This window comes from Klebsiella sp. 141198 (assembly GCF_050600785.1).
Lineage (GTDB): Bacteria > Pseudomonadota > Gammaproteobacteria > Enterobacterales > Enterobacteriaceae > Klebsiella > Klebsiella aerogenes.
Genome location: NZ_JAQIRM010000002.1, coordinates 850,857 through 869,957 on the forward strand (window position 1 = coordinate 850,857; position 19,101 = coordinate 869,957).

Sequence of the window (19,101 nt, forward strand, 5' to 3'; positions counted from 1 at the left end):
TCAGCACTGGCGGGGTTTTGCTCAATCAGATTTATCAGAGATCCCGCGACATCAGGCCGGAATTTTGTAGGTATTGCAGCAGGATCACCGCTTTGCCATCCTGGATTTCACCGCTGGCGACCATCTCCAGCGCCCGGACGAACGGCAGTTCCAGTACCTCAATATCTTCATCATCCACGCCGCCGCCCCGGTTAGCGCGCTGCGCTTCGCTGTATTCGGCGATAAAAAAGTGAATCAGCTCGGTCACGCCGCCGGGGGACATATAAAGTTCGAAGACCTTGCGCGCCTCGCCGACCTGATAGCCGGTCTCCTCGATCGCCTCCTTGCGGATACATACCTCTGGCGCGTCGTTATCCAGCAGTCCGGCGCAGGTTTCAATCAGCATGCCATCCGGGTTGCCGTTAACCCAGGTGGCGACGCGGAACTGGCGCACCAGTACCACGCTTTGCTTGCTGGGGTTGTAAAGCAGAACCGTGGCGCCGTTGCCGCGATCGTACACTTCGCGTTTGTGACGCACGACGCTGCCGTCGCGGCGCGTCAACTCATAGGTCATGTTGCGCAGCAGAAAATAGTTTTCGGAGAGAATTCTATCTTTAATGACGTGGATATTAAGTGACATGCAAACTCCGCAGCGTGAAATAACCCGGTCATACTACGCCGCGGAGCCTGCTTTGTCGTTAGTGCGTCAGTGCGGAAGCGACGCCCAGGTAGTCCATGATCCCCTGCGCGGCATGCCGCCCTTCCGCCATCGCCGTCACCACCAAATCCGCGCCGCGTACCGCGTCGCCGCCGGCGAAGACCTTCTGATTACTGGTCTGATAACGATAGCGGCTCTCCACGCTCGCCTTGATCCGCCCGCGGCTATCCAGCTGTACCCCTGCGGCTTCCAGCCACGGCATCGAATGCGGGTGGAAACCAAACGCCATAATGACCGCGTCGGCAGGCATGACAAATTCGCTGCCGGGGACAGGCGACGGGCTGCGGCGGCCCTGTGCGTCAGGTTCGCCAAGCTGGGTGCGCAGAAAACGCACGCCGCAGACTCGGCCGTCCTCGCCGAGCTCAAGGGTGATCGGCTGAACATTGAATTCAAAGCTCGCCCCCTCTTCCCGGGCATTTTTGACCTCTTTTTTCGACCCCGGCATATTGGCTTCATCACGACGATAGGCGCAGGTGACCTGTTGCGCGCCGTGGCGCAGCGCGGTACGCACGCAGTCCATCGCCGTATCGCCGCCCCCCAGCACGACAACCTTCAGCCCGGCGGTATCGATATAAGGCTCATCGGCCAGCGCCTCCAGCCCCATCACCTGTTTGGTGTTGGCAATAAGGAACGGCAGCGCCTCATACACGCCCGGCGCCTCCTCGTTGGGCAGATCGGCTTTCATCGAGCGATAGGTACCGGCGCCGACGAAAACCGCGTCATAATCTGCAAGCAGTTGAGCGAGTTTGATGTCTTTTCCCACCTCGCAGTTCAGTTCAAAGCGGATGCCCATCTGGCTGAAAATCTCGCGCCGACGCGCCAGCAATGATTTATCCAGTTTGAAAGGCGGAATGCCGAAAGTCAGCAGGCCGCCGATTTCCGGGTGGCGATCGAACACCACCGCCGCCACGCCGCTACGCGCCAGAAGGTCGGCGCAGGCCAGGCCCGCAGGCCCGGCGCCGATGATGGCAACCTTCTTGCCGCTGGCTTTTACTGCCGAAAGGTCTGGGCGCCAGCCGCCGGCCAGCGCCTGGTCGGAGATATAGCGTTCGATGTTGCCGATAGTCACCGAGCCGCTCTCGTCGCGCAGCGTGCAGGCGCCTTCGCACAGGCGATCCTGCGGGCAGACGCGGCCGGTAATTTCCGGCAGGCAGTTGGTTTGATGGGAAAGCTCAACGGCGCTGGCGATGTCGCCGGCTTTTACCCGCTCGATCCACTGCGGAATATGGTTATGTAGCGGACAGGTCCACTCGCAGATGCTGCGATCGCCGCATTTCAGACAGCGTTGCGTTTCCCGCTGCGCCTGCGCGGCGCTGAACGGCAAATAGATTTCGCCAAAGTGCTGTTTACGCGCGTCAGCCGCCAGTTTATCCGCCTCGCCGCGGGCGGGCGTGGCCGCCATCTGGCTGGCTTTATCGCCGGTAGTCGGCGCTAAGGCGGTCAAAGTCCGATGTTGCCATGACGCCGCATCCGCACGCGCCGCCCGCAGCCGCCGCGCTTTCGCCATCTCGCTTAACGCGGAATCGTTCGCCAGCTGTAACGCCTGCGCCGGACAATTTTGCACGCAGGCTGGCCCGGCGTCGCGCTCATGGCATAAGTCGCATTTATGCGCGGTTGCTCTGCCGTCTGACGTGACGACGATTTGCATCACGCCAAAGGGGCAAGCCACCACGCAGGATTTACAGCCAATACATTTTTCTCCATGTACTAATACGCTGTCATCCTGCTGGCTAATGGCGCCGTTAGGGCAGCTACGCACGCAGGGCGCGCCTTCACAGTGACGACAGGTTACCGCGTTACGCTGGCTCTGGTTTTTAATAACGCTAATGCGCGGCAAAAAGCGCTGTGGGGTCAAGACATGTTGTTCGCCATTATGCGCCAGCACGCAGGCCACTTCGCAGCCCCTGCATCCGATGCATTTGCGACTATCGCTCATAATAAAGTGGTTCATACATCCTTCCGGCTTATCGCTAATAACCCCTCATTTAGTATGACTGTTTATTACCTGACATCATGACCGTGGGACAATGGTCGTTTGCCCAGAAATCGGCTTTTCTCACCAGAATCCGGTTTAGATCAAAAATATTGACCTGAATGAAATTTTGTTTCATTTAGCTGAGCAATAATAAGCGGCTTTGACGGAATGACAGAAAAGACGTGATAAGCGCATATAAATTCAGAGAGGAGCGACAGACGTTTCTTTACGCTCTCATAAAAGACACATGATAAATTACACTATCTCCTTAATTTCTCCACGATTGCCTGCGGGGTTATCTATAAAGTATCACAGGCTGCGCAATAACAAAAAATGTACACAATGAGGTCCTGATTCCGATGGCGAATTTCTTTATCGATCGCCCCATCTTTGCCTGGGTTTTGGCTATTTTATTAGTCCTGACCGGCACGCTGGCAATTTTGTCGCTCCCCGTAGAACAATATCCGGATTTGGCGCCGCCTAACGTCCGAGTCACGGCGAATTATCCCGGCGCCTCGGCGCAAACGCTGGAGAATACCGTCACCCAGGTTATCGAACAAAACATGACCGGCCTTGATAACCTCATGTATATGTCATCGCAGAGTAGCGCCACCGGTCAGGCAACGGTTACCCTGAGCTTTACCGCCGGTACCGATCCGGATGAAGCCGTGCAGCAGGTACAAAACCAGCTGCAATCGGCAATGCGAAAACTGCCGCAGGCGGTACAGAATCAGGGGGTCACGGTGCGCAAAACCGGCGACACCAACATTCTGACTCTTGCGTTTGTCTCTACCGACGGCAGCATGGATAAGCAGGATATTGCTGACTACGTCGCCAGTAACGTGCAGGATCCTCTAAGCCGCGTCAACGGCGTCGGCGATATCGACGCCTACGGTTCGCAGTACTCAATGCGTATCTGGCTCGATCCGGCGAAACTCAACAGCTATCAGATGACGGCGAAAGATGTGACTGACGCCATCGAATCGCAGAACGCGCAGATTGCCGTCGGCCAGTTGGGCGGTACGCCGTCGGTTGATAAGCAGGCGCTGAACGCCACCATCAACTCGCAATCGCTGCTGCAAACGCCGCAGCAGTTCCGCGATATTACCCTGCGCGTTAATCAGGATGGTTCGGAAGTCACGCTGGGCGACGTCGCCAGCGTCGAAATGGGCGCAGAAAAATATGATTATCTGAGCCGCTATAATCGTCAGGCCGCTTCGGGGCTGGGGATTAAGCTCGCCTCCGGCGCCAACGAAATGGCCACCGCCGAGCGCGTTATCGCCCGTCTTGATGAACTGTCGCAATATTTTCCGCACGGGCTGCAGTATAAAGTCGCCTACGAGACCACCTCTTTTGTAAAAGCCTCGATTACCGATGTAGTGAAAACGCTGCTGGAGGCGATTCTGCTGGTGTTCCTGGTCATGTATTTGTTCTTGCAGAACTTCCGCGCGACCCTGATCCCGACCATCGCCGTGCCGGTAGTATTGATGGGCACCTTCGCGGTGCTCTACGCCTGCGGTTACAGTATTAACACCCTGACGATGTTCGCGACGGTGCTGGCTATCGGACTGCTGGTCGATGATGCCATCGTCGTGGTTGAAAACGTCGAGCGCATTATGAGCGAAGAAGGTCTTTCGCCGCGTGAAGCGACGCGAAAATCGATGAAACAGATCCAGGGGGCGCTGGTCGGTATCGCTATGGTGCTATCGGCGGTATTCGTCCCCATGGCCTTCTTCGGCGGCACCACCGGCGCCATTTACCGCCAGTTCTCCATTACCATCGTTTCAGCAATGGTGCTGTCGGTGCTGGTAGCGATGATCCTCACCCCGGCGCTGTGCGCCACGCTGTTAAAACCGATTCATAAAGGCGAGGTGCATGGTCAAAAAGGGTTCTTCGGCTGGTTTAACCGCACCTTCAACCGCAGCGCCAGCCGCTATGAAACTTTCGTGGGCAAAATTCTCCACCGCTCGCTGCGCTGGATTTTGATTTATGTCCTGCTGCTCGGCGGCATGGTGCTGCTGTTCCTGCATCTGCCGACCTCATTCCTGCCTCTGGAAGACCGCGGTATGTTCACCACCTCGATACAGCTTCCGAGCGGTTCCACCCAACAGCAGACGCTGAAGGTGGTGCAGAAAGCGGAAGATTATTTCCTCAATAACGAGAAGAGTAACGTCGAGTCGGTATTTGCAACCGTCGGCTCCGGCCCCGGCGGAAACGGCCAGAACGTTGCTCGTATGTTTGTGCGCCTGAAAGACTGGGACCAACGCGACCCAACCACTGGCTCCTCATTCGCTATCATTGAGCGCGCGACCAAGGCTTTCAACAAAATTAAAGAAGCGCGCGTCTTTGCCAGTAGCCCGCCGGCCATCAGCGGTCTCGGCAGCTCCGCCGGCTTCGATATGGAGCTTGAAGACCACGCTGGTAACGGCCACGAGGCGTTGATGTCAGCGCGCGATAAGCTGCTGGAGCTGGCGGCGAACAACGACCAGCTCACCCGCGTGCGCCACAACGGCCTGGACGACAGCCCGCAGCTACAGGTTGATATCGACCAGCGTAAAGCCCAGGCGCTGGGAGTCTCCATTGATGATATTAACGATACGCTACAGACCGCCTGGGGTTCGAGCTACGTAAACGACTTTATGGATCGCGGACGCGTGAAGAAGGTCTACGTCCAGGCGGCGGCGAAATATCGCATGCTGCCGGACGATATCAATTTGTGGTATGTGCGTAACAACAGCGGCACCATGGTACCGTTCTCCGCCTTCGCCACCTCGCGTTGGGAAACAGGTTCGCCGCGCCTCGAACGTTACAATGGCTACTCAGCGGTCGAGATCGTCGGCGAAGCCGCGCCTGGCGTCAGCACCGGAACCGCCATGACCATTATGGAAGAGTTAGCCAAACAGCTCCCGAACGGTTTCGGCCTGGAATGGACAGCGATGTCCTATCAGGAGCGTTTGTCTGGCGCTCAGGCGCCTGCCCTGTATGCCATTTCTCTGCTGGTGGTCTTCCTGTGTCTGGCGGCGCTATATGAAAGCTGGTCGGTACCGTTCTCGGTGATGCTGGTGGTGCCGCTGGGGGTTATCGGCGCGCTGCTGGCGACCTGGATGCGCGGCCTGGAAAACGATGTCTACTTCCAGGTAGGTCTGTTGACGGTCATCGGCCTGTCGGCCAAGAACGCCATCCTGATTGTTGAGTTCGCCAACGAACTCAACCAGAAAGGTGAAGATCTGCTGACCGCCACGCTATCGGCCTGCCGCCAGCGTCTACGCCCGATACTGATGACCTCACTGGCGTTTATCTTTGGCGTGCTACCAATGGCCACCAGTACCGGCGCGGGCTCCGGCAGCCAGCACGCTGTTGGTACCGGCGTCATGGGCGGCATGATCTCCGCCACCGTGCTGGCCATCTTCTTTGTACCGCTGTTCTTCGTGTTGGTACGCCGCCGCTTCCCGCTGAAAGAGAGGCCGGAATAAACCTGCAAATAACAGAAAAGGCGACTGTCACAGTCGCCTTTTTCATGGGTCAAACATTGTCTTCAGTACCGACAAAGCCAGATTTTATTTACGCAGCATATCTTCGATAAAATCTTTCCAGTTCCCCAGTTCATGTTCAATCATAATAGCCTCTCTTATTATTATGGCGATTTTAGATAATTTCCCCGCTCAGGAGAAGTTCGTCCGATCTATCGCTCTAATCGCTTTTCTTGTCGCCACAAGCCTTGAATACTCTGGCTTGCGGCTACCATAAGCCGGTTCATGTAAATTTAATGTGACATGGAGCAACATTACGCAACATTTTGTTAATATCAGAATTCCTGTAATTCATTATCTTAGTCTGCCGAGAAAAAGAACAAATTTTAATCAGACAAGGCTGAAAAGTTATATTTATCCAGCCGATTCACGTATTATTTAACAAAGCTTATATATTCGGAAAAAACTGAGAAACATATTCTTTTAACGTGAAGGTTTAATTATGTTGACCATGTACGGCATCAAAAACTGCGACACCATTAAAAAGGCCCGCCGCTGGCTGGAAGCCCATCAGATAGACTATCGCTTCCACGATTATCGTGTTGACGGACTGGACCGCGAATTGCTGAATACCTTTATTGCCGAATTAGGCTGGGAAGCGCTGCTTAACACCCGCGGCACCACCTGGCGCAAACTCGATGAATCGGTCCGCACTGGGATCGATAATGCCGATGCGGCGGCGGCGTTGATGCTGGAAATGCCGGCAATTATCAAACGCCCATTGCTCTGCGCGCCCGGTCAGCCTATGCTGCTGGGCTTTAGCGAAGCAAACTACGAAAAATTTATTAACGAGGTGTAGTCTATGTCTTGCCCGGTCATTGAGCTGGCTCAGCAGCTTATTCGCCGCCCTTCCCTTAGCCCCAATGATGCGGGATGCCAGGCGTTAATGATTGAACGCCTGCGGGTGATCGGCTTTACCGTTGAAGCGATGGACTTCGGCGATACGCAAAATTTCTGGGCCTGGCGTGGACAGGGTGAAACGCTGGCCTTTGCCGGCCATACCGATGTGGTGCCGGCAGGCGACGCCGACCGCTGGATCAATCCGCCGTTTGAACCGACTATCCGCGATGGCATGCTGTTTGGCCGCGGCGCGGCGGATATGAAAGGGTCGCTGGCGGCGATGGTTGTCGCCGCCGAGCGTTTTGTCGCGCAGTACCCGAATCACAAAGGCCGCCTGGCGTTTCTCATCACCTCTGATGAAGAGGCCAGCGCCACCCACGGCACGGTAAAAGTGGTCGAAGCGCTGATGGCGCGTAACGAGCGTCTTGATTACTGCCTGGTCGGCGAACCCTCGAGTACCGAAGTGGTTGGCGATGTCGTGAAAAACGGCCGTCGCGGTTCACTCACCTGTAACCTGACGATTCATGGCGTCCAGGGCCACGTCGCTTATCCGCATCTCGCCGATAACCCGGTACACCGCGCGGCGCCGATGCTGGCGGAGCTGGTGGCTATCGAATGGGATAAAGGCAACGAATACTTCCCGCCAACCAGCATGCAAATCGCCAACGTGCAGTCCGGCACCGGCAGTAACAACGTCATCCCTGGCGATATGTTCGTTCAGTTCAACTTCCGTTTCAGCACCGAGCTGACCGACGAGATGATCAAGGCGCGCATCATCGCGCTGCTGGAAAAATATCAGCTGCGCTATACCGTCGAATGGTGGCTTTCCGGCCAGCCATTCCTGACCGGTCGCGGCAATCTTGTCGATGCGGTCGTGAACGCCATTGAGCACTATAATGAAGTAAAACCGCAGTTGCTAACCACCGGCGGTACCTCTGACGGACGCTTTATCGCCCGCATGGGCGCGCAGGTAGTTGAACTGGGCCCGGTGAATGCGACCATTCATAAAATTAATGAATGTGTCAACGCCGCCGACCTGCAGCTGCTGGCGCGGATGTATCAACGCATCATGGAACAACTGGTCGCCTGACGACAATAACGATTACCCCGCAGCGCCGCTGCGGGGTAAAAAGAGGACACAGCATGGAATGGCTTATCAACCACTGGTGGATTCTGGTGTTAGTATTTTTAGTCGGGGTAATGATCAACGTGATTAAAGATCTTAATCGCGTCGACCCGAAAAAGTATCTCGACAACAAACCGGATCTGCCGCCGCATCGCGACTTCAATAGCAAGTGGGATGACGACGACGACTGGCCGAACAAAGACCAGCCGAAGAAGTAAACCTGCGCTCCCCGTCATCGCGCAGGCTGGATGCATTCCCGGGTAGCGGCTGACGCCTTACCCGGGCTACCTAAACCAGCCGACGTTGTACCGCGGGGCCATTACAGCATTTCGATTATATCGTCATCTTTCGGCGTACCGCCGCTTAACGCTTCATCAAAATAGTGCTTCGGTACGGTATACCGCAGACGGTCGAGGGCAAACTGCATGCTGCGATCATCAATGGCATGTCCGAGATCTTCAACGATATCCAGCGTAACATCTCCCCCCAGCTCCTGCAGCCGCTCCTGCGCGGAAACCGCCCACGCCAGATCGATCACCCGATCCTCGCCGCCGTGGATCAGATGCACGGTGGTTTGCGTAGTCGCCGTTTGCGGCAACGTCGCGTAACGCCCGTTAAAGGCAATCACCCGTGACGCCAGCCCTGGCTCGGCTTTAATACTCTCAAGCGACATAATCGCACCCTGCGAAAAACCGATCAGCGCCGTTGCCTGCGGGCCTAAACCGCTCTGTTTTTGCCAGTAGCGCACCGTTTCAATAAAGGTCGGCATAATGGCATCAATGCGTTGCTGACGATTCTCTTCCGTCACGCCTTGCACCGAAAACCACTGCCGCGCCGGCGCCGGGCCGCAGGGTTCTGCGCCACCGATACTGACAATGAGCGCATTGGGAAATTGCGGCGCAAACCAGCTACCAATTTGCCCCATCGAAACCGGATTATCGCCCACGCCATGAAACAGCAGCAGCAACTGTTGCGCAGGCGTCGCCGGGCTCTGAACAATAAAGTGATCGTGTTTCATGGTTGTCTCCTGATGTCTCAGATAAACAGGAATCTGGCTCCTGGTTGATGCAAGGCAGTTTACGCCGCGCAGGGAATATGACCATGCCATTTAACTGAATGAGTTAGTTAAAAAAATTGCAGCTTCCTGACCCACTCTTCCAGCTGTTGCGCGCGGGCAGGATCGAGTCCCGCCATGGCCGCCGCCGCCTCTTCCCGCAGTCGCGCCAGTAGCGCCTTTCGGCCGGATAAACCAAGGTTTGCGCACAGCGTTGCCTCATCCTGCTGCGCTAATCGCGCACGAAGCGCCACTAACGGCAGCGGCGTCGCCTGTAAGAGCCGGTTCAGACTCCCGACCGCCGTCAACAGCGGACGATGCGCAAAGGCGAAACCGGCGACCTCCAGCCAGTCCTCCTCAGTAAGCATAGTTGTTTCATCCGCCGTCACCGGAGCGCGTTCATCACGCCACTGACTTAGCCAGCGCTCATCCCGCGCCAGCCGTTGATGTTCACGCCTGGCCAGCTGCCGCCCCTCTTCGCTGAGCGGATAAAGCGCCATCGCCGTATAACAGCCGCTGCTCGCCTCGCGATGCGTTCCCATGCGCACCAGCAGAAACCCGCAGCGCTGCCAGAAGCGCCATAGTTCAGGGGTAAAACCAAAGCTGACGGAGAGATAGTCACACCCATGCGTCTGCTTGACGGCATGGGCGATTAAACGCTGCCCCTGTCCTTCGCGCTGGCGCGCTGGATGTACGGCAATACGGCTGACGCGTCTGCCGGTCAGCGTCGCCGCCAACGGGCTACCGCCGTGAGCGGCCAATGACTGGGCCACAAGATTGCCGCGCGGGCGGCGATATCCGGCCCAGACGGCGCGGCTAAGCTCAGGTTCGAGACCGCCCTCTTCCACCAGCCACACCGCGCCAGCGACCCCATCCTCGCAGCGAGCCACGGTAAAGTGCTGGCCCGGCGCATCCATCATCCTGCGCAAATCCAGCGGCGAAGTGCGGTAATGCGCGCCGGAAAGCAGTTGATAAGCCTCTGATGGGCGCGAGGGCTGTTCGCGCCAGGCACGCTGGCTTAACGTCTCCAGCTGCGGTTCCCCGTGCGGCGCCTGGAGAAACGCCTCATCGTTAAACAACAATAGCCGATCGATAACCGACTCCAGCGGGCAACCCGGCGCCCAGCGAATCGGCGACGACAGATGATACCGCCGTAGCGTTGGGAAACTGGCGCAGAACTTCAACAAGAAGCCACGACCGGTCCCCTCATAGCCCTGAACCGTCGTCGTCAACAGCGTATGGGGAAAACGCGCCGTCAGCTGGCGTAGCGTCGGCGCCGGGATAGCGGCGGCCTCATCGACCACCAGCCAGTCGGCTTTTGCGTCGCTTGCCAGCAGCGCATCAGGCGCCATAAAGCGCATCTTCTGTCCCGCAAAAGCGGCGATGACCTCTGTCGCGTCGCGCGTCGGCGCGGTGACGATGGCGGAACCAGCTAGCTGATGAATCAACATTCCCGCCAGCGCAGATTTACCGCGCCCGCGCCCGGCGGTGACGGCGGCAATGTGTGGGGGCGACGACGTCAGCGAAGTGAGAATAGCGGCCTGTTCGGCCTGCGGGTAACCATCGGCAGCATGCCAGTACCTGCGCGGCACCGCCTCCGGCAACCGTAAGCCGTAGCCCTGTCGCCACAGGGCGACCTCAGGATCCGCGTTAAAGAGTTGAAGACAACGGTGGACAAAGTTAGGGGTGGCGATCGGTTCAGACGTATCGCTCCAGCGCAGCGAATCGCCATCCGCCTGCTCAGGCCAGCGGGCAAAATCCGGCGCCAGGAGCACTAACCAGCTGCCGGCGCGCAGCGTGCCGGCAAGCGCGGCAAAAGCCGCCACGTCAAAACCGTGGCGAGCGTCGAAAAAGGCATGCTGAAATTCGCGCCCGAGCAGCGTTTTCAGCGCGCCCGGCGCCACGCAGGGTTCCTGCTGCGGCAACGCGACTACCCATAGACTATCGCCGCCCAGCCGCTCTCGCAGCTCAACGGCCTGCGCCAGACACCAATGTTCGTCACCGCTGAGCACCAGCAGGCGACGAATACCCTCGCGCGCCATCTGCGCGGTCAGGTCAAGCAGCGTTTCCATCGGCAAACGTTAGCGAAGCGCGCTGCCGAAGGTATTACACTGCGCAGGGTCGCCGCTATCGAAACCGCGTTTGAACCACGTATAGCGCTGCTGGGAAGTCCCATGGGTGAAGCTATCCGGCACCACACGGCCCTGGCTCTGCTCCTGCAGACGATCGTCGCCGATGGCCTCAGCGGCATTGAGCGCCTCCTGCAGATCGCCGGTTTCCATCACATCCTGTTTCTGCATGTTATTGCCCCAGACGCCCGCAAAGCAGTCTGCCTGCAGCTCCATTTTCACCGACAGGCGGTTCACTTCGGTCTGCGAAGCCTGCTGCTGCATCTGACGGACCTTAGGTTCAATGCCGAGCAGCTTCTGCACATGGTGGCCGACTTCGTGCGCAATCACGTAGCCCTGCGCGAAGTCGCCGTCAGCGCCGAGTTTGTTTTTCATCTCGTCATAGAATGACAGGTCGATATAGACCGTGCTGTCCGCCGGGCAGTAGAACGGCCCCATCACCGATTGGCCGGTGCCGCAACCGGTACGGGTCGCGCCGCGATACATCACCAGCTTCGGCTGAACATATTGCCGCCCCATCTTTTCGAAAATAGGCCCCCAGGTGTCTTCGGTGGTGGCCAGAATAACGGAGGTGAACTTCGCCGCTTCGTCATCCTTCGGGCTGATGGAACGCTGGGTTGAGGTTTGCTGCTGCGGCATCGGTTCGCCGGTCAGCATGCCGGTTAAATCCACGCCATAATAACCCGCCACCAGAACGATAATCAGCAGGACGATGCCGCCTTTACCGCTTGGGATGCGGAAACCGCCACCGCCGCCGCCCAGCGGCGAACCTGAATCACTACGTCTGTCTTCCACATTGTCGCTTTCACGACGCCCTTGCCAGCGCATAAGCACCTCTATTCCATCATGTTACGAATATGAGAGATCGTAGGCGGTTCAGCGGAGGATTACCACAGGAAACAACGAATAAGAGCGCCAGAAGAATGATTTCTTCCGGCGCGGAGGGGATTAGTCGAGCTTGACGCCCAGACGGTGGGCCACTTCTTCGTAAGCTTCGATCAGGCCACCGAGGCTCTGGCGGAAGCGGTCTTTGTCCATTTTATCGAGGGTGTTTTTATCCCACAGACGGCTGCCGTCAGGAGAGAATTCATCGCCAAGCACCACTTCACCTTTGAACAGACCAAACTCCAGCTTGAAGTCGACCAGAATCAGACCGGCATCATCAAACAGCTTGCTGAGTACGTCGTTCGCTTTGTAGCTGAGCTCCTTCATGCGCGCCAGGTTTTCTTTATTCACCCAGCCGAACGTCTCACAGTAGGATTCGTTGACCATCGGGTCGTGCATGGCGTCGTTTTTCAGGAACAAATCGAACAACGGCGGAGTCAGTTCGATACCTTCTTCAATACCCAGGCGTTTCACCAGCGAACCCGCCGCGCGGTTACGAATCACGCATTCAACCGGCACCATATCCAGCTTTTTCACCAGGCATTCAGTATCGGAAAGCAGCGCTTCCATTTGGGTCGGGATACCGGCTTCTTCCAGCTTGCTCATAATGAAATGGTTGAATTTGTTATTCACCATGCCTTTACGATCGAACTGCTCGATGCGGGCGCCATCCCCTGCTGACGTATCGTTACGGAATTCAAGTACCAGCAGATCCGGGTTTTCGGTGCTGTATACCGTTTTCGCTTTGCCACGATACAACTCAGCTTGCTTTTTCATCTTTCACCACTCCAGTGATATTAAGCCAAAAAATTACCTTTCCGCCCGTAGGCAAAATCAGGCAAATTACCGGACTTTGCGGCTACGCACACGTTTGCGTCACTATACATTAAAAAGGGCCGGATTGCTCCAGCCCTTTTTATTACTTGTTAAATGCGGCCTGGAATACGGCTACCAGGGCGTCATTTTGCGACTGCGTCAGGGTATGGCCTTTCGGGTCGATGAACTGCAGACTACTGCGGTTATCGAGATCGCCGACCTGCAGTTTATAGTCGCCAGAGACCAACTGCGGATCGCTTGCGCCCAGTTCCTGCCAGCTGCTGTCAGACAGCGGCTTGTAAGTTACCGCCATGCTGCCCTGGGAGCGAGTGCTGTCGGTCACCTTCATGCCCACTTTTTCAAGCGTGGCCGGCAGTTTCTGCCATACCATGTTGAATGGCGCGCGCACCACCAGCATCGGCAAGCCGGTGTCATCCGCCGCGCTCTGCACGTCAAAGGTCGCGCCAGCGCTTCTCTGCGCCGCATTCTGCGCATTGGTGGCGTTGGAATCAAGACCGGAGGAGATAACGTTCAGCATCGAGGTGCTGTAGCGCTGCAGAGAAGCCGGGTCAGACACGGGCTTGCCCGCCTGCTCCAGGTTCACGAGCTTCACCACCACCGCCTGCTGATAGCCCTGCGGCTTAACGGAGATTTGATAACGGCCACGGTACTGCTGGTCTTCATCAAGGCGGTTCCACTCTACCCAATCGGTACTCAGCGTCTGGCCTGCATCGTCACGCTTGGTGATGGTGTAGTTTTTCGCCTGTACGATGCTGACAACCTGCGCCCATAAAGAACCGCTACGGCTATTTTCAACCATCAGGGTGGAAGTGTCGCCGTTAAACTGGGTACGCGCGCCGCTGACCAGGGCTAACGCCTGAGCCGGAGGACGAATGTCCAGCGCTTTACCTACCGCACCGGTGCTGGCGGCAACCGGAATGTTGTAGTCGCCAGTCTGCAGCGGCAGGATCATCCCCGCCGGGGCGTGAAGTTCACTGAGCGGCGCGGCATCTAAATAAGCCTCGTCGCCGCTAACCTGACGCTTATAGCGCGAGTCAGAACTACAGGCCGCGAGGAGTAAAACCAGCGAAACACCCGCAACCTTCGCCAGGCGCGACTTCTGTACTGAGTAAGCCATCAAATCTCCCTAAACTCTACAGCAAACCGGCATGCTTCAGCGCTGCGGTAACCGCTTTCGTACCCGCTTCGGTAATCGGCGTCATCGGCAGGCGCAGCGTGTCGGTCGCTACAAGTCCCAACGCCTTACAAGCCCATTTGACTGGGATCGGGTTGGGTTCGACAAATAATTTTGTATGCAGCGGCATCAGACGCTGGTTAATCGCGCGAGCTTCCGCGAATTGACCCGCCATCGCCAGTCGGCACATGTCCGCCATTTCACGGGCGGCGACGTTCGCCGTGACGGAAATGACGCCGACGCCGCCGAGCTGGATAAAGTCCATGCCGGTCGCGTCATCGCCGCTCAGCAGAATAAAGTCGTCTGAAACCAGCTCTTTGATCTGGTGAACGCGACTTAAGTTCCCTGTTGCTTCCTTAATACCGACAATATTTTTAATTTCCGCCAGGCGACCAACGGTTTCCGGCAGCATATCGCAACCGGTACGGGACGGCACATTATACAGAATTTGCGGCAGGTCAGTATGCTCAGCGATAGCTTTAAAGTGTTGGAACAGGCCTTCCTGAGTCGGACGGTTATAATAAGGAGTGACCGTCAGGCAGCCGACAACGCCGCTATCGTTGAAACGTTTGGTCAGGCTAATCGCCTCTGCGGTTGCATTTGCACCGGTACCAGCAATGACCGGGATGCGGCCATCGGCCAGTTCAAGGGTCATCATCACGACGTCGCCATGCTCTTCATGGCTTAACGTTGCGGATTCGCCGGTAGTCCCTACCGAAACAATCGCCGAGGTTCCGTTGGCGACATGGTAATCAATCAGTTTTTTCAGGCTTGACCGGCAGACATTACCGTTATCATCCATCGGCGTGACAAGCGCTACAATACTTCCCGTGAACATGGGCCATCCTCAGAGCAGAAGTGGGACAAGATTCTCAATGTTACGTTTGGTGCCGCAATAAAAGCAAGAGACCCAACGCCATCTGGGATGTTGTACGCCGGTTTTTTTTATGCTTTCCTAATGTTACCTCACCTTTTTAAAGGAAGAACAGGTTTGACAGCCTCATTACAACACTATCTGGTGATTACCGCTCTGGGCGCAGACCGCCCCGGCATCGTAAACACAATCACTCGCCACGTCAGCAGCTGCGGCTGCAACATTGAAGACAGCCGGTTGGCCATGCTCGGCGACGAGTTCACGTTTATAATGCTGCTTTCCGGCTCGTGGAACGCGATTAACCTGATCGAATCAACGCTGCCGTTAAAAGGAGCCGAGCTGGATTTGCTGATCGTAATGAAGCGCACCTCCGCCCGGCCGCCGCAGGCGATGCCGAATACGGTTTGGATCCAGGTAGAGGTGCCGGACTCGCCGCATATCATTGAGCGCTTTACCGCGCTGTGCGACACGTGGAATATGAATATCGCCGAACTGGTCTCCCGTACTCAACCGGGCGAAGATAAAGACGCCGCTCAGCTATTTATTCAAATCACCGCACACAGTCCTGCCTCGCAAAACACGACAAATATCGAGCAAGCGTTCAAAGCCCTATGTACAGAACTGAGCGCACAAGGCAGTATTAACATCGTTAATTATTCACAGCATGATGAACAGGATGGAGTTTAACCAATGACCCCACTGAAAGCCGGTGATATCGCACCGAAATTTAGCTTACCGGACCAGGACGGCGAGGAAGTAAATTTAACCGACTTCCAGGGACAGCGTGTTCTGGTTTATTTTTACCCGAAAGCCATGACCCCGGGCTGCACCGTACAAGCGTGCGGTTTACGCGATAACATGGACGACCTGAAAAAAGCGGGCGTCGAAGTTCTGGGTATCAGCACTGATAAACCAGAAAAGCTGTCCCGTTTTGCCGAAAAAGAGCTGCTGAACTTTACGCTGCTGTCTGATGAAGATCATCAGGTCTGCGAACAGTTCGGCGTCTGGGGCGAAAAATCATTTATGGGGAAAACCTACGACGGTATTCACCGTATTAGCTTCCTCATTGATGCTGACGGCAAGATTGAACATGTGTTTGATAACTTCAAAACCAGCAATCACCACGATGTCGTGCTGAACTGGCTGAAAGAAAACGCATAACGTCTAAATGAAAACGCCGGGGATAATAAATCGCCCGGCGTTTTTTTGCGTCAATCAGCGCGTCACTCGTCTTCAATAACCATTCCATCAGGCCAGGCGTGAACCACCGCTTTGATTAACGTCGCCAGCGGAATCGCGAAGAATACCCCCCAGAAACCCCACAGCCCGCCGAAAATCACTACCGACAGAATAATCACCAGCGGATGTAAATTCACCGCCTCCGAGAACAGCACCGGCACCAGCAGGTTGCCATCCAGCCCCTGAATAATCAGGTATACGGCAAACAGGCTCCAGAACTCAGTGCCCGCGCCGAACTGGAACAACGCCACGCCGATCACCGGAATGGTGACCACAAAAGCGCCGATATACGGGATTAACACCGAGAATCCTACCAGTACGGCCAGCAGCAGCGAGTAGTTGAGACCAAAGAGAATAAAGCCTATCCAGGTGGCGACGCCGACGACAATCATCTCCAGCACCTTGCCGCGGATATAGTTGGTAATCTGCTGGTTCATCTCCTTCCACACCTGCCCCGCCAGGCCGCGATTACGCGGCAATACGCGGCGTACGGCATTCAGCATCTGCTGTTTGTCTTTCAGCAGGAAGAAGACCATCAGCGGAACCAGGACCAGATAAACCGCCAGCGTCAGCAGGCCCACCAGCGAGGCGAGCGAATACTTCACCACCGAATCCCCTACGGTCAACATGCGAGTGCGCACATTTTCCGCCATCGCATCGATGATGCCGGCATCCACCAATGCCGGATAACGCCGCGGCAGCGTGGCGGCGAAATCGGAAAGCTTATTCAGCATGCCTGGCATATCGCGGATGAGATAAATACCCTGTTGCCAGGCCACCGGCATCACCACAAAGGCCATCAACAGCAAGATACCGACAAAAAGCACCAGCACCAACGACGTGGCCCAGGTTCGCGACAAACCGATACGCTCCAGGCGAACGGTCGGCCATTCCAGCAGATAGGCCAGCACGATGGCGACCAGCAGCGGCGCCAGCAGCCCGCTGAAAAAGAACATAATGCCGAAGCCGGCCAGCAGAATAACCAGCAGCGCTATCGCTTCCGGATCGCTGAAACGACGACGATACCACTGCATTAACATCTCAAGCATAAACCCTTCCCTGAAGCGCAAATCGCCACAATCCGGGGAATTGTATCTAAGTGTCACAAAAAAGACTTCGCTTTTTATTGGCTATGACACAAACCTGCACAACTGTGCGAATATCATATTTTCAACGCCATCAACCACAGCTAAACTCGCAGAATCTGCGGCACGGGAACATTGGGCCGCGCAACCGGTCAAACTGGCACACCCACATTACAGGACAGAGGTTATGTTCAGGCAGTTAAAGAAAACGCTGGTGGCCGCCGCCGTCGCGTCGTTGACGCTGGGGACGATATTACCTGCCGCCGCTGACTCGGCGGATACGCTGCCGGATATGGGCACCTCGGCAGGAAGCACGCTTTCCATCGGGCAGGAAATGCAGATGGGCGATTACTACGTGCGCCAGCTGCGCGGTAGCGCGCCGCTGATAAACGACCCGCTACTGGTGCAATACATTAACGGGCTGGGCATGCGCCTGGTCGCCCACGCTAACTCCGTGCGTACGCCGTTCCACTTTTATCTGATTAATAACGATCAGATTAACGCCTTTGCTTTCTTCGGCGGCAACGTAGTGCTGCACTCGGCGCTGTTCCGCTACGCGGATAACGAAAGCCAGCTTGCCTCGGTAATGGCGCACGAAATCTCCCACGTCACCCAGCGCCATCTGGCGCGCGCGATGGAAGATCAAAAACGTAGCGCGCCGCTAACCTGGGTCGGCGCGCTGGGCTCTATTCTGCTGGCGATGGCCAGCCCGCAGGCGGGGATGGCGGCATTAACCGGCACCCTGGCCGGCACCCAGCAGGGAATGATTAGTTTCACCCGTCAGAATGAAGAAGAAGCCGACCGCATCGGTATTCAGGTACTGCAGCGCTCCGGGTTCGATCCGCAGGCGATGCCGGCTTTTATGGGTAAATTACTCGACGAATCCCGCTATTCCAGCCGCCCGCCGGAAATGCTGCTCACTCACCCACTGCCGGAAAGCCGTCTGGCCGATGCCCGTAACCGCGCCAATCAGATGCGCCCGGTAGTAGTCCAATCCTCGGCGGATTTCTATCTCGCTAAGGCCCGTACCCTCGGTATGTACAACTCCGGGGAAAATAAGCTCGGCAGCGATCTGCTTGACGCCTGGTCAAAAGGGAATATCCGCGAACAGCACGCCGCGCAGTATGGCCGCGCGCTACTGGCTATGGAGAGCAATAACTACGATCAGGCGCGCAAAGCGCTCCAGCCGCTGCTCGGCGCCGACCCACAAAATCCCTGGTATCTGGATCTCGCCACCGATATCGATCTTGGGCAGAAAAAGACTACCGACGCGATTAACCGTCTGAAAAACGCCAAAGAGATCCGCACCGATCCGGTCCTGCAGCTGAACCTGGCCAATGCCTATCTGCAGGGCGGACAACCGGCGGAAGCCGCGACCATTCTCAACCGCTACACCTTTAATAACAAGGATGACGGCAACGGTTGGGACCTGTTGGCGCAGGCGGAAGGCGCATTGGGTCATCGCGACCAGGAGCTGGCGGCGCGGGCCGAAGGCATGGCGCTGGCCGGTAGGCTTGACCAGGCCATCTCGCTGCTAAGCAGCGCCAGTTCGCAAGTGAAATTGGGCAGTTTGCAGCAGGCGCGCTACGACGCTCGCATCGACCAGCTGCGCCAGCTGCAGGAAAGATTCCGCCCCTATCAGAAAATGTAAGGAGA

At 56.6% G+C, this 19,101-nt stretch carries 16 protein-coding genes and 1 pseudogene; 7 read left to right on the plus strand and 10 right to left on the minus strand.

The window, feature by feature from the left end:
* Positions 1–21 precede the first annotated feature (21 nt).
* Both nudK and aegA read right to left on the minus strand, forming a co-directional pair.
* A pseudogene (nudK, locus tag PGR10_RS09330) lies at positions 22–619 on the minus strand (GDP-mannose pyrophosphatase NudK).
* Between the two features lie 58 nt (positions 620–677).
* A complete protein-coding gene (aegA, locus tag PGR10_RS09335) occupies positions 678–2,648 on the minus strand; it encodes a formate-dependent uric acid utilization protein AegA (RefSeq protein ID WP_430923388.1) in 1,971 nt (656 codons plus the stop codon).
* A 383-nt stretch (positions 2,649–3,031) separates the two neighbouring features.
* Between aegA and acrD the strand changes: the two genes are divergently transcribed.
* A complete protein-coding gene (acrD, locus tag PGR10_RS09340) occupies positions 3,032–6,145 on the plus strand; it encodes a multidrug efflux RND transporter permease AcrD (RefSeq protein WP_308958894.1) in 3,114 nt (1,037 codons plus the stop codon).
* An 84-nt stretch (positions 6,146–6,229) separates the two neighbouring features.
* Here the strand turns inward: acrD and ypfM are convergent, their stop codons facing one another.
* Positions 6,230–6,289: a protein YpfM gene (gene ypfM, locus PGR10_RS09345; RefSeq protein WP_087867655.1), complete on the minus strand. Its 60-nt coding sequence runs from the start codon at positions 6,287–6,289 to the stop codon at positions 6,230–6,232.
* Positions 6,290–6,644: 355 nt separating this feature from the next.
* Here ypfM and PGR10_RS09350 point away from each other — a divergent pair, with 355 nt between their 5' ends.
* The 3 genes from PGR10_RS09350 to PGR10_RS09360 are packed head-to-tail and all read left to right on the plus strand — an operon-like array spanning position 6,645 to position 8,386.
* Positions 6,645–7,001 carry an ArsC family reductase gene (locus PGR10_RS09350; protein ID WP_015703145.1) on the plus strand — a complete coding sequence of 119 codons (357 nt, stop codon included), beginning with the start codon at positions 6,645–6,647 and terminating at the stop codon, positions 6,999–7,001.
* Between the two features lie 3 nt (positions 7,002–7,004).
* Positions 7,005–8,132 carry a succinyl-diaminopimelate desuccinylase gene (gene dapE / locus PGR10_RS09355; RefSeq protein ID WP_430923389.1) on the plus strand — a complete coding sequence of 376 codons (1,128 nt, stop codon included), beginning with the start codon at positions 7,005–7,007 and terminating at the stop codon, positions 8,130–8,132.
* Between the two features lie 53 nt (positions 8,133–8,185).
* A complete protein-coding gene (locus tag PGR10_RS09360; protein ID WP_015365470.1) occupies positions 8,186–8,386 on the plus strand; it encodes a YpfN family protein in 201 nt (66 codons plus the stop codon).
* Between the two features lie 101 nt (positions 8,387–8,487).
* Here the strand turns inward: PGR10_RS09360 and ypfH are convergent, their stop codons facing one another.
* From ypfH to dapA, 6 genes are all read right to left on the minus strand, one after another.
* Positions 8,488–9,186 (minus strand): esterase, encoded by a 699-nt coding sequence (gene ypfH / locus PGR10_RS09365; protein WP_020078198.1) that lies wholly within the window; start codon positions 9,184–9,186, stop codon positions 8,488–8,490.
* Positions 9,187–9,293: 107 nt separating this feature from the next.
* Positions 9,294–11,294, minus strand: a complete 2,001-nt coding sequence (locus PGR10_RS09370; RefSeq protein ID WP_087858427.1) for a tRNA(Met) cytidine acetyltransferase TmcA — start codon at positions 11,292–11,294, stop codon at positions 9,294–9,296.
* A gap of 9 nt (positions 11,295–11,303) precedes the next feature.
* The gene (gene ypfJ / locus PGR10_RS09375; protein ID WP_045392648.1) at positions 11,304–12,179 is read right to left on the minus strand and encodes a KPN_02809 family neutral zinc metallopeptidase; all 876 of its coding nucleotides are present in this window, start codon (positions 12,177–12,179) and stop codon (positions 11,304–11,306) included.
* A 120-nt stretch (positions 12,180–12,299) separates the two neighbouring features.
* Positions 12,300–13,013, minus strand: coding sequence for a phosphoribosylaminoimidazolesuccinocarboxamide synthase (purC, locus tag PGR10_RS09380; protein WP_015703148.1), 714 nt, complete (start codon positions 13,011–13,013; stop codon positions 12,300–12,302).
* 142 nt (positions 13,014–13,155) lie between these two features.
* Positions 13,156–14,190, minus strand: a complete 1,035-nt coding sequence (bamC, locus tag PGR10_RS09385) for an outer membrane protein assembly factor BamC (RefSeq protein WP_430923391.1) — start codon at positions 14,188–14,190, stop codon at positions 13,156–13,158.
* Positions 14,191–14,206: 16 nt separating this feature from the next.
* Entirely contained in the window at positions 14,207–15,085 is an 879-nt protein-coding gene (dapA, locus tag PGR10_RS09390; RefSeq protein ID WP_015365464.1) for a 4-hydroxy-tetrahydrodipicolinate synthase, read from the minus strand.
* Between the two features lie 153 nt (positions 15,086–15,238).
* Here dapA and PGR10_RS09395 point away from each other — a divergent pair, with 153 nt between their 5' ends.
* Positions 15,239–15,808: a glycine cleavage system transcriptional repressor gene (locus PGR10_RS09395; RefSeq protein ID WP_015365463.1), complete on the plus strand. Its 570-nt coding sequence runs from the start codon at positions 15,239–15,241 to the stop codon at positions 15,806–15,808.
* 3 nt (positions 15,809–15,811) lie between these two features.
* Complete coding sequence (gene bcp / locus PGR10_RS09400) at positions 15,812–16,282, plus strand: thioredoxin-dependent thiol peroxidase (protein ID WP_015365462.1); 471 nt, start codon at positions 15,812–15,814, stop codon at positions 16,280–16,282.
* A gap of 62 nt (positions 16,283–16,344) precedes the next feature.
* Here the strand turns inward: bcp and PGR10_RS09405 are convergent, their stop codons facing one another.
* Positions 16,345–17,409, minus strand: a complete 1,065-nt coding sequence (locus tag PGR10_RS09405) for an AI-2E family transporter (RefSeq protein ID WP_087858424.1) — start codon at positions 17,407–17,409, stop codon at positions 16,345–16,347.
* Positions 17,410–17,632: 223 nt separating this feature from the next.
* On the opposite strand from PGR10_RS09405, the gene bepA reads away from it, so the two are divergent.
* Positions 17,633–19,096: a beta-barrel assembly-enhancing protease gene (gene bepA, locus PGR10_RS09410; protein WP_015703149.1), complete on the plus strand. Its 1,464-nt coding sequence runs from the start codon at positions 17,633–17,635 to the stop codon at positions 19,094–19,096.
* The last annotated feature ends 5 nt before the right edge of the window (positions 19,097–19,101 follow it).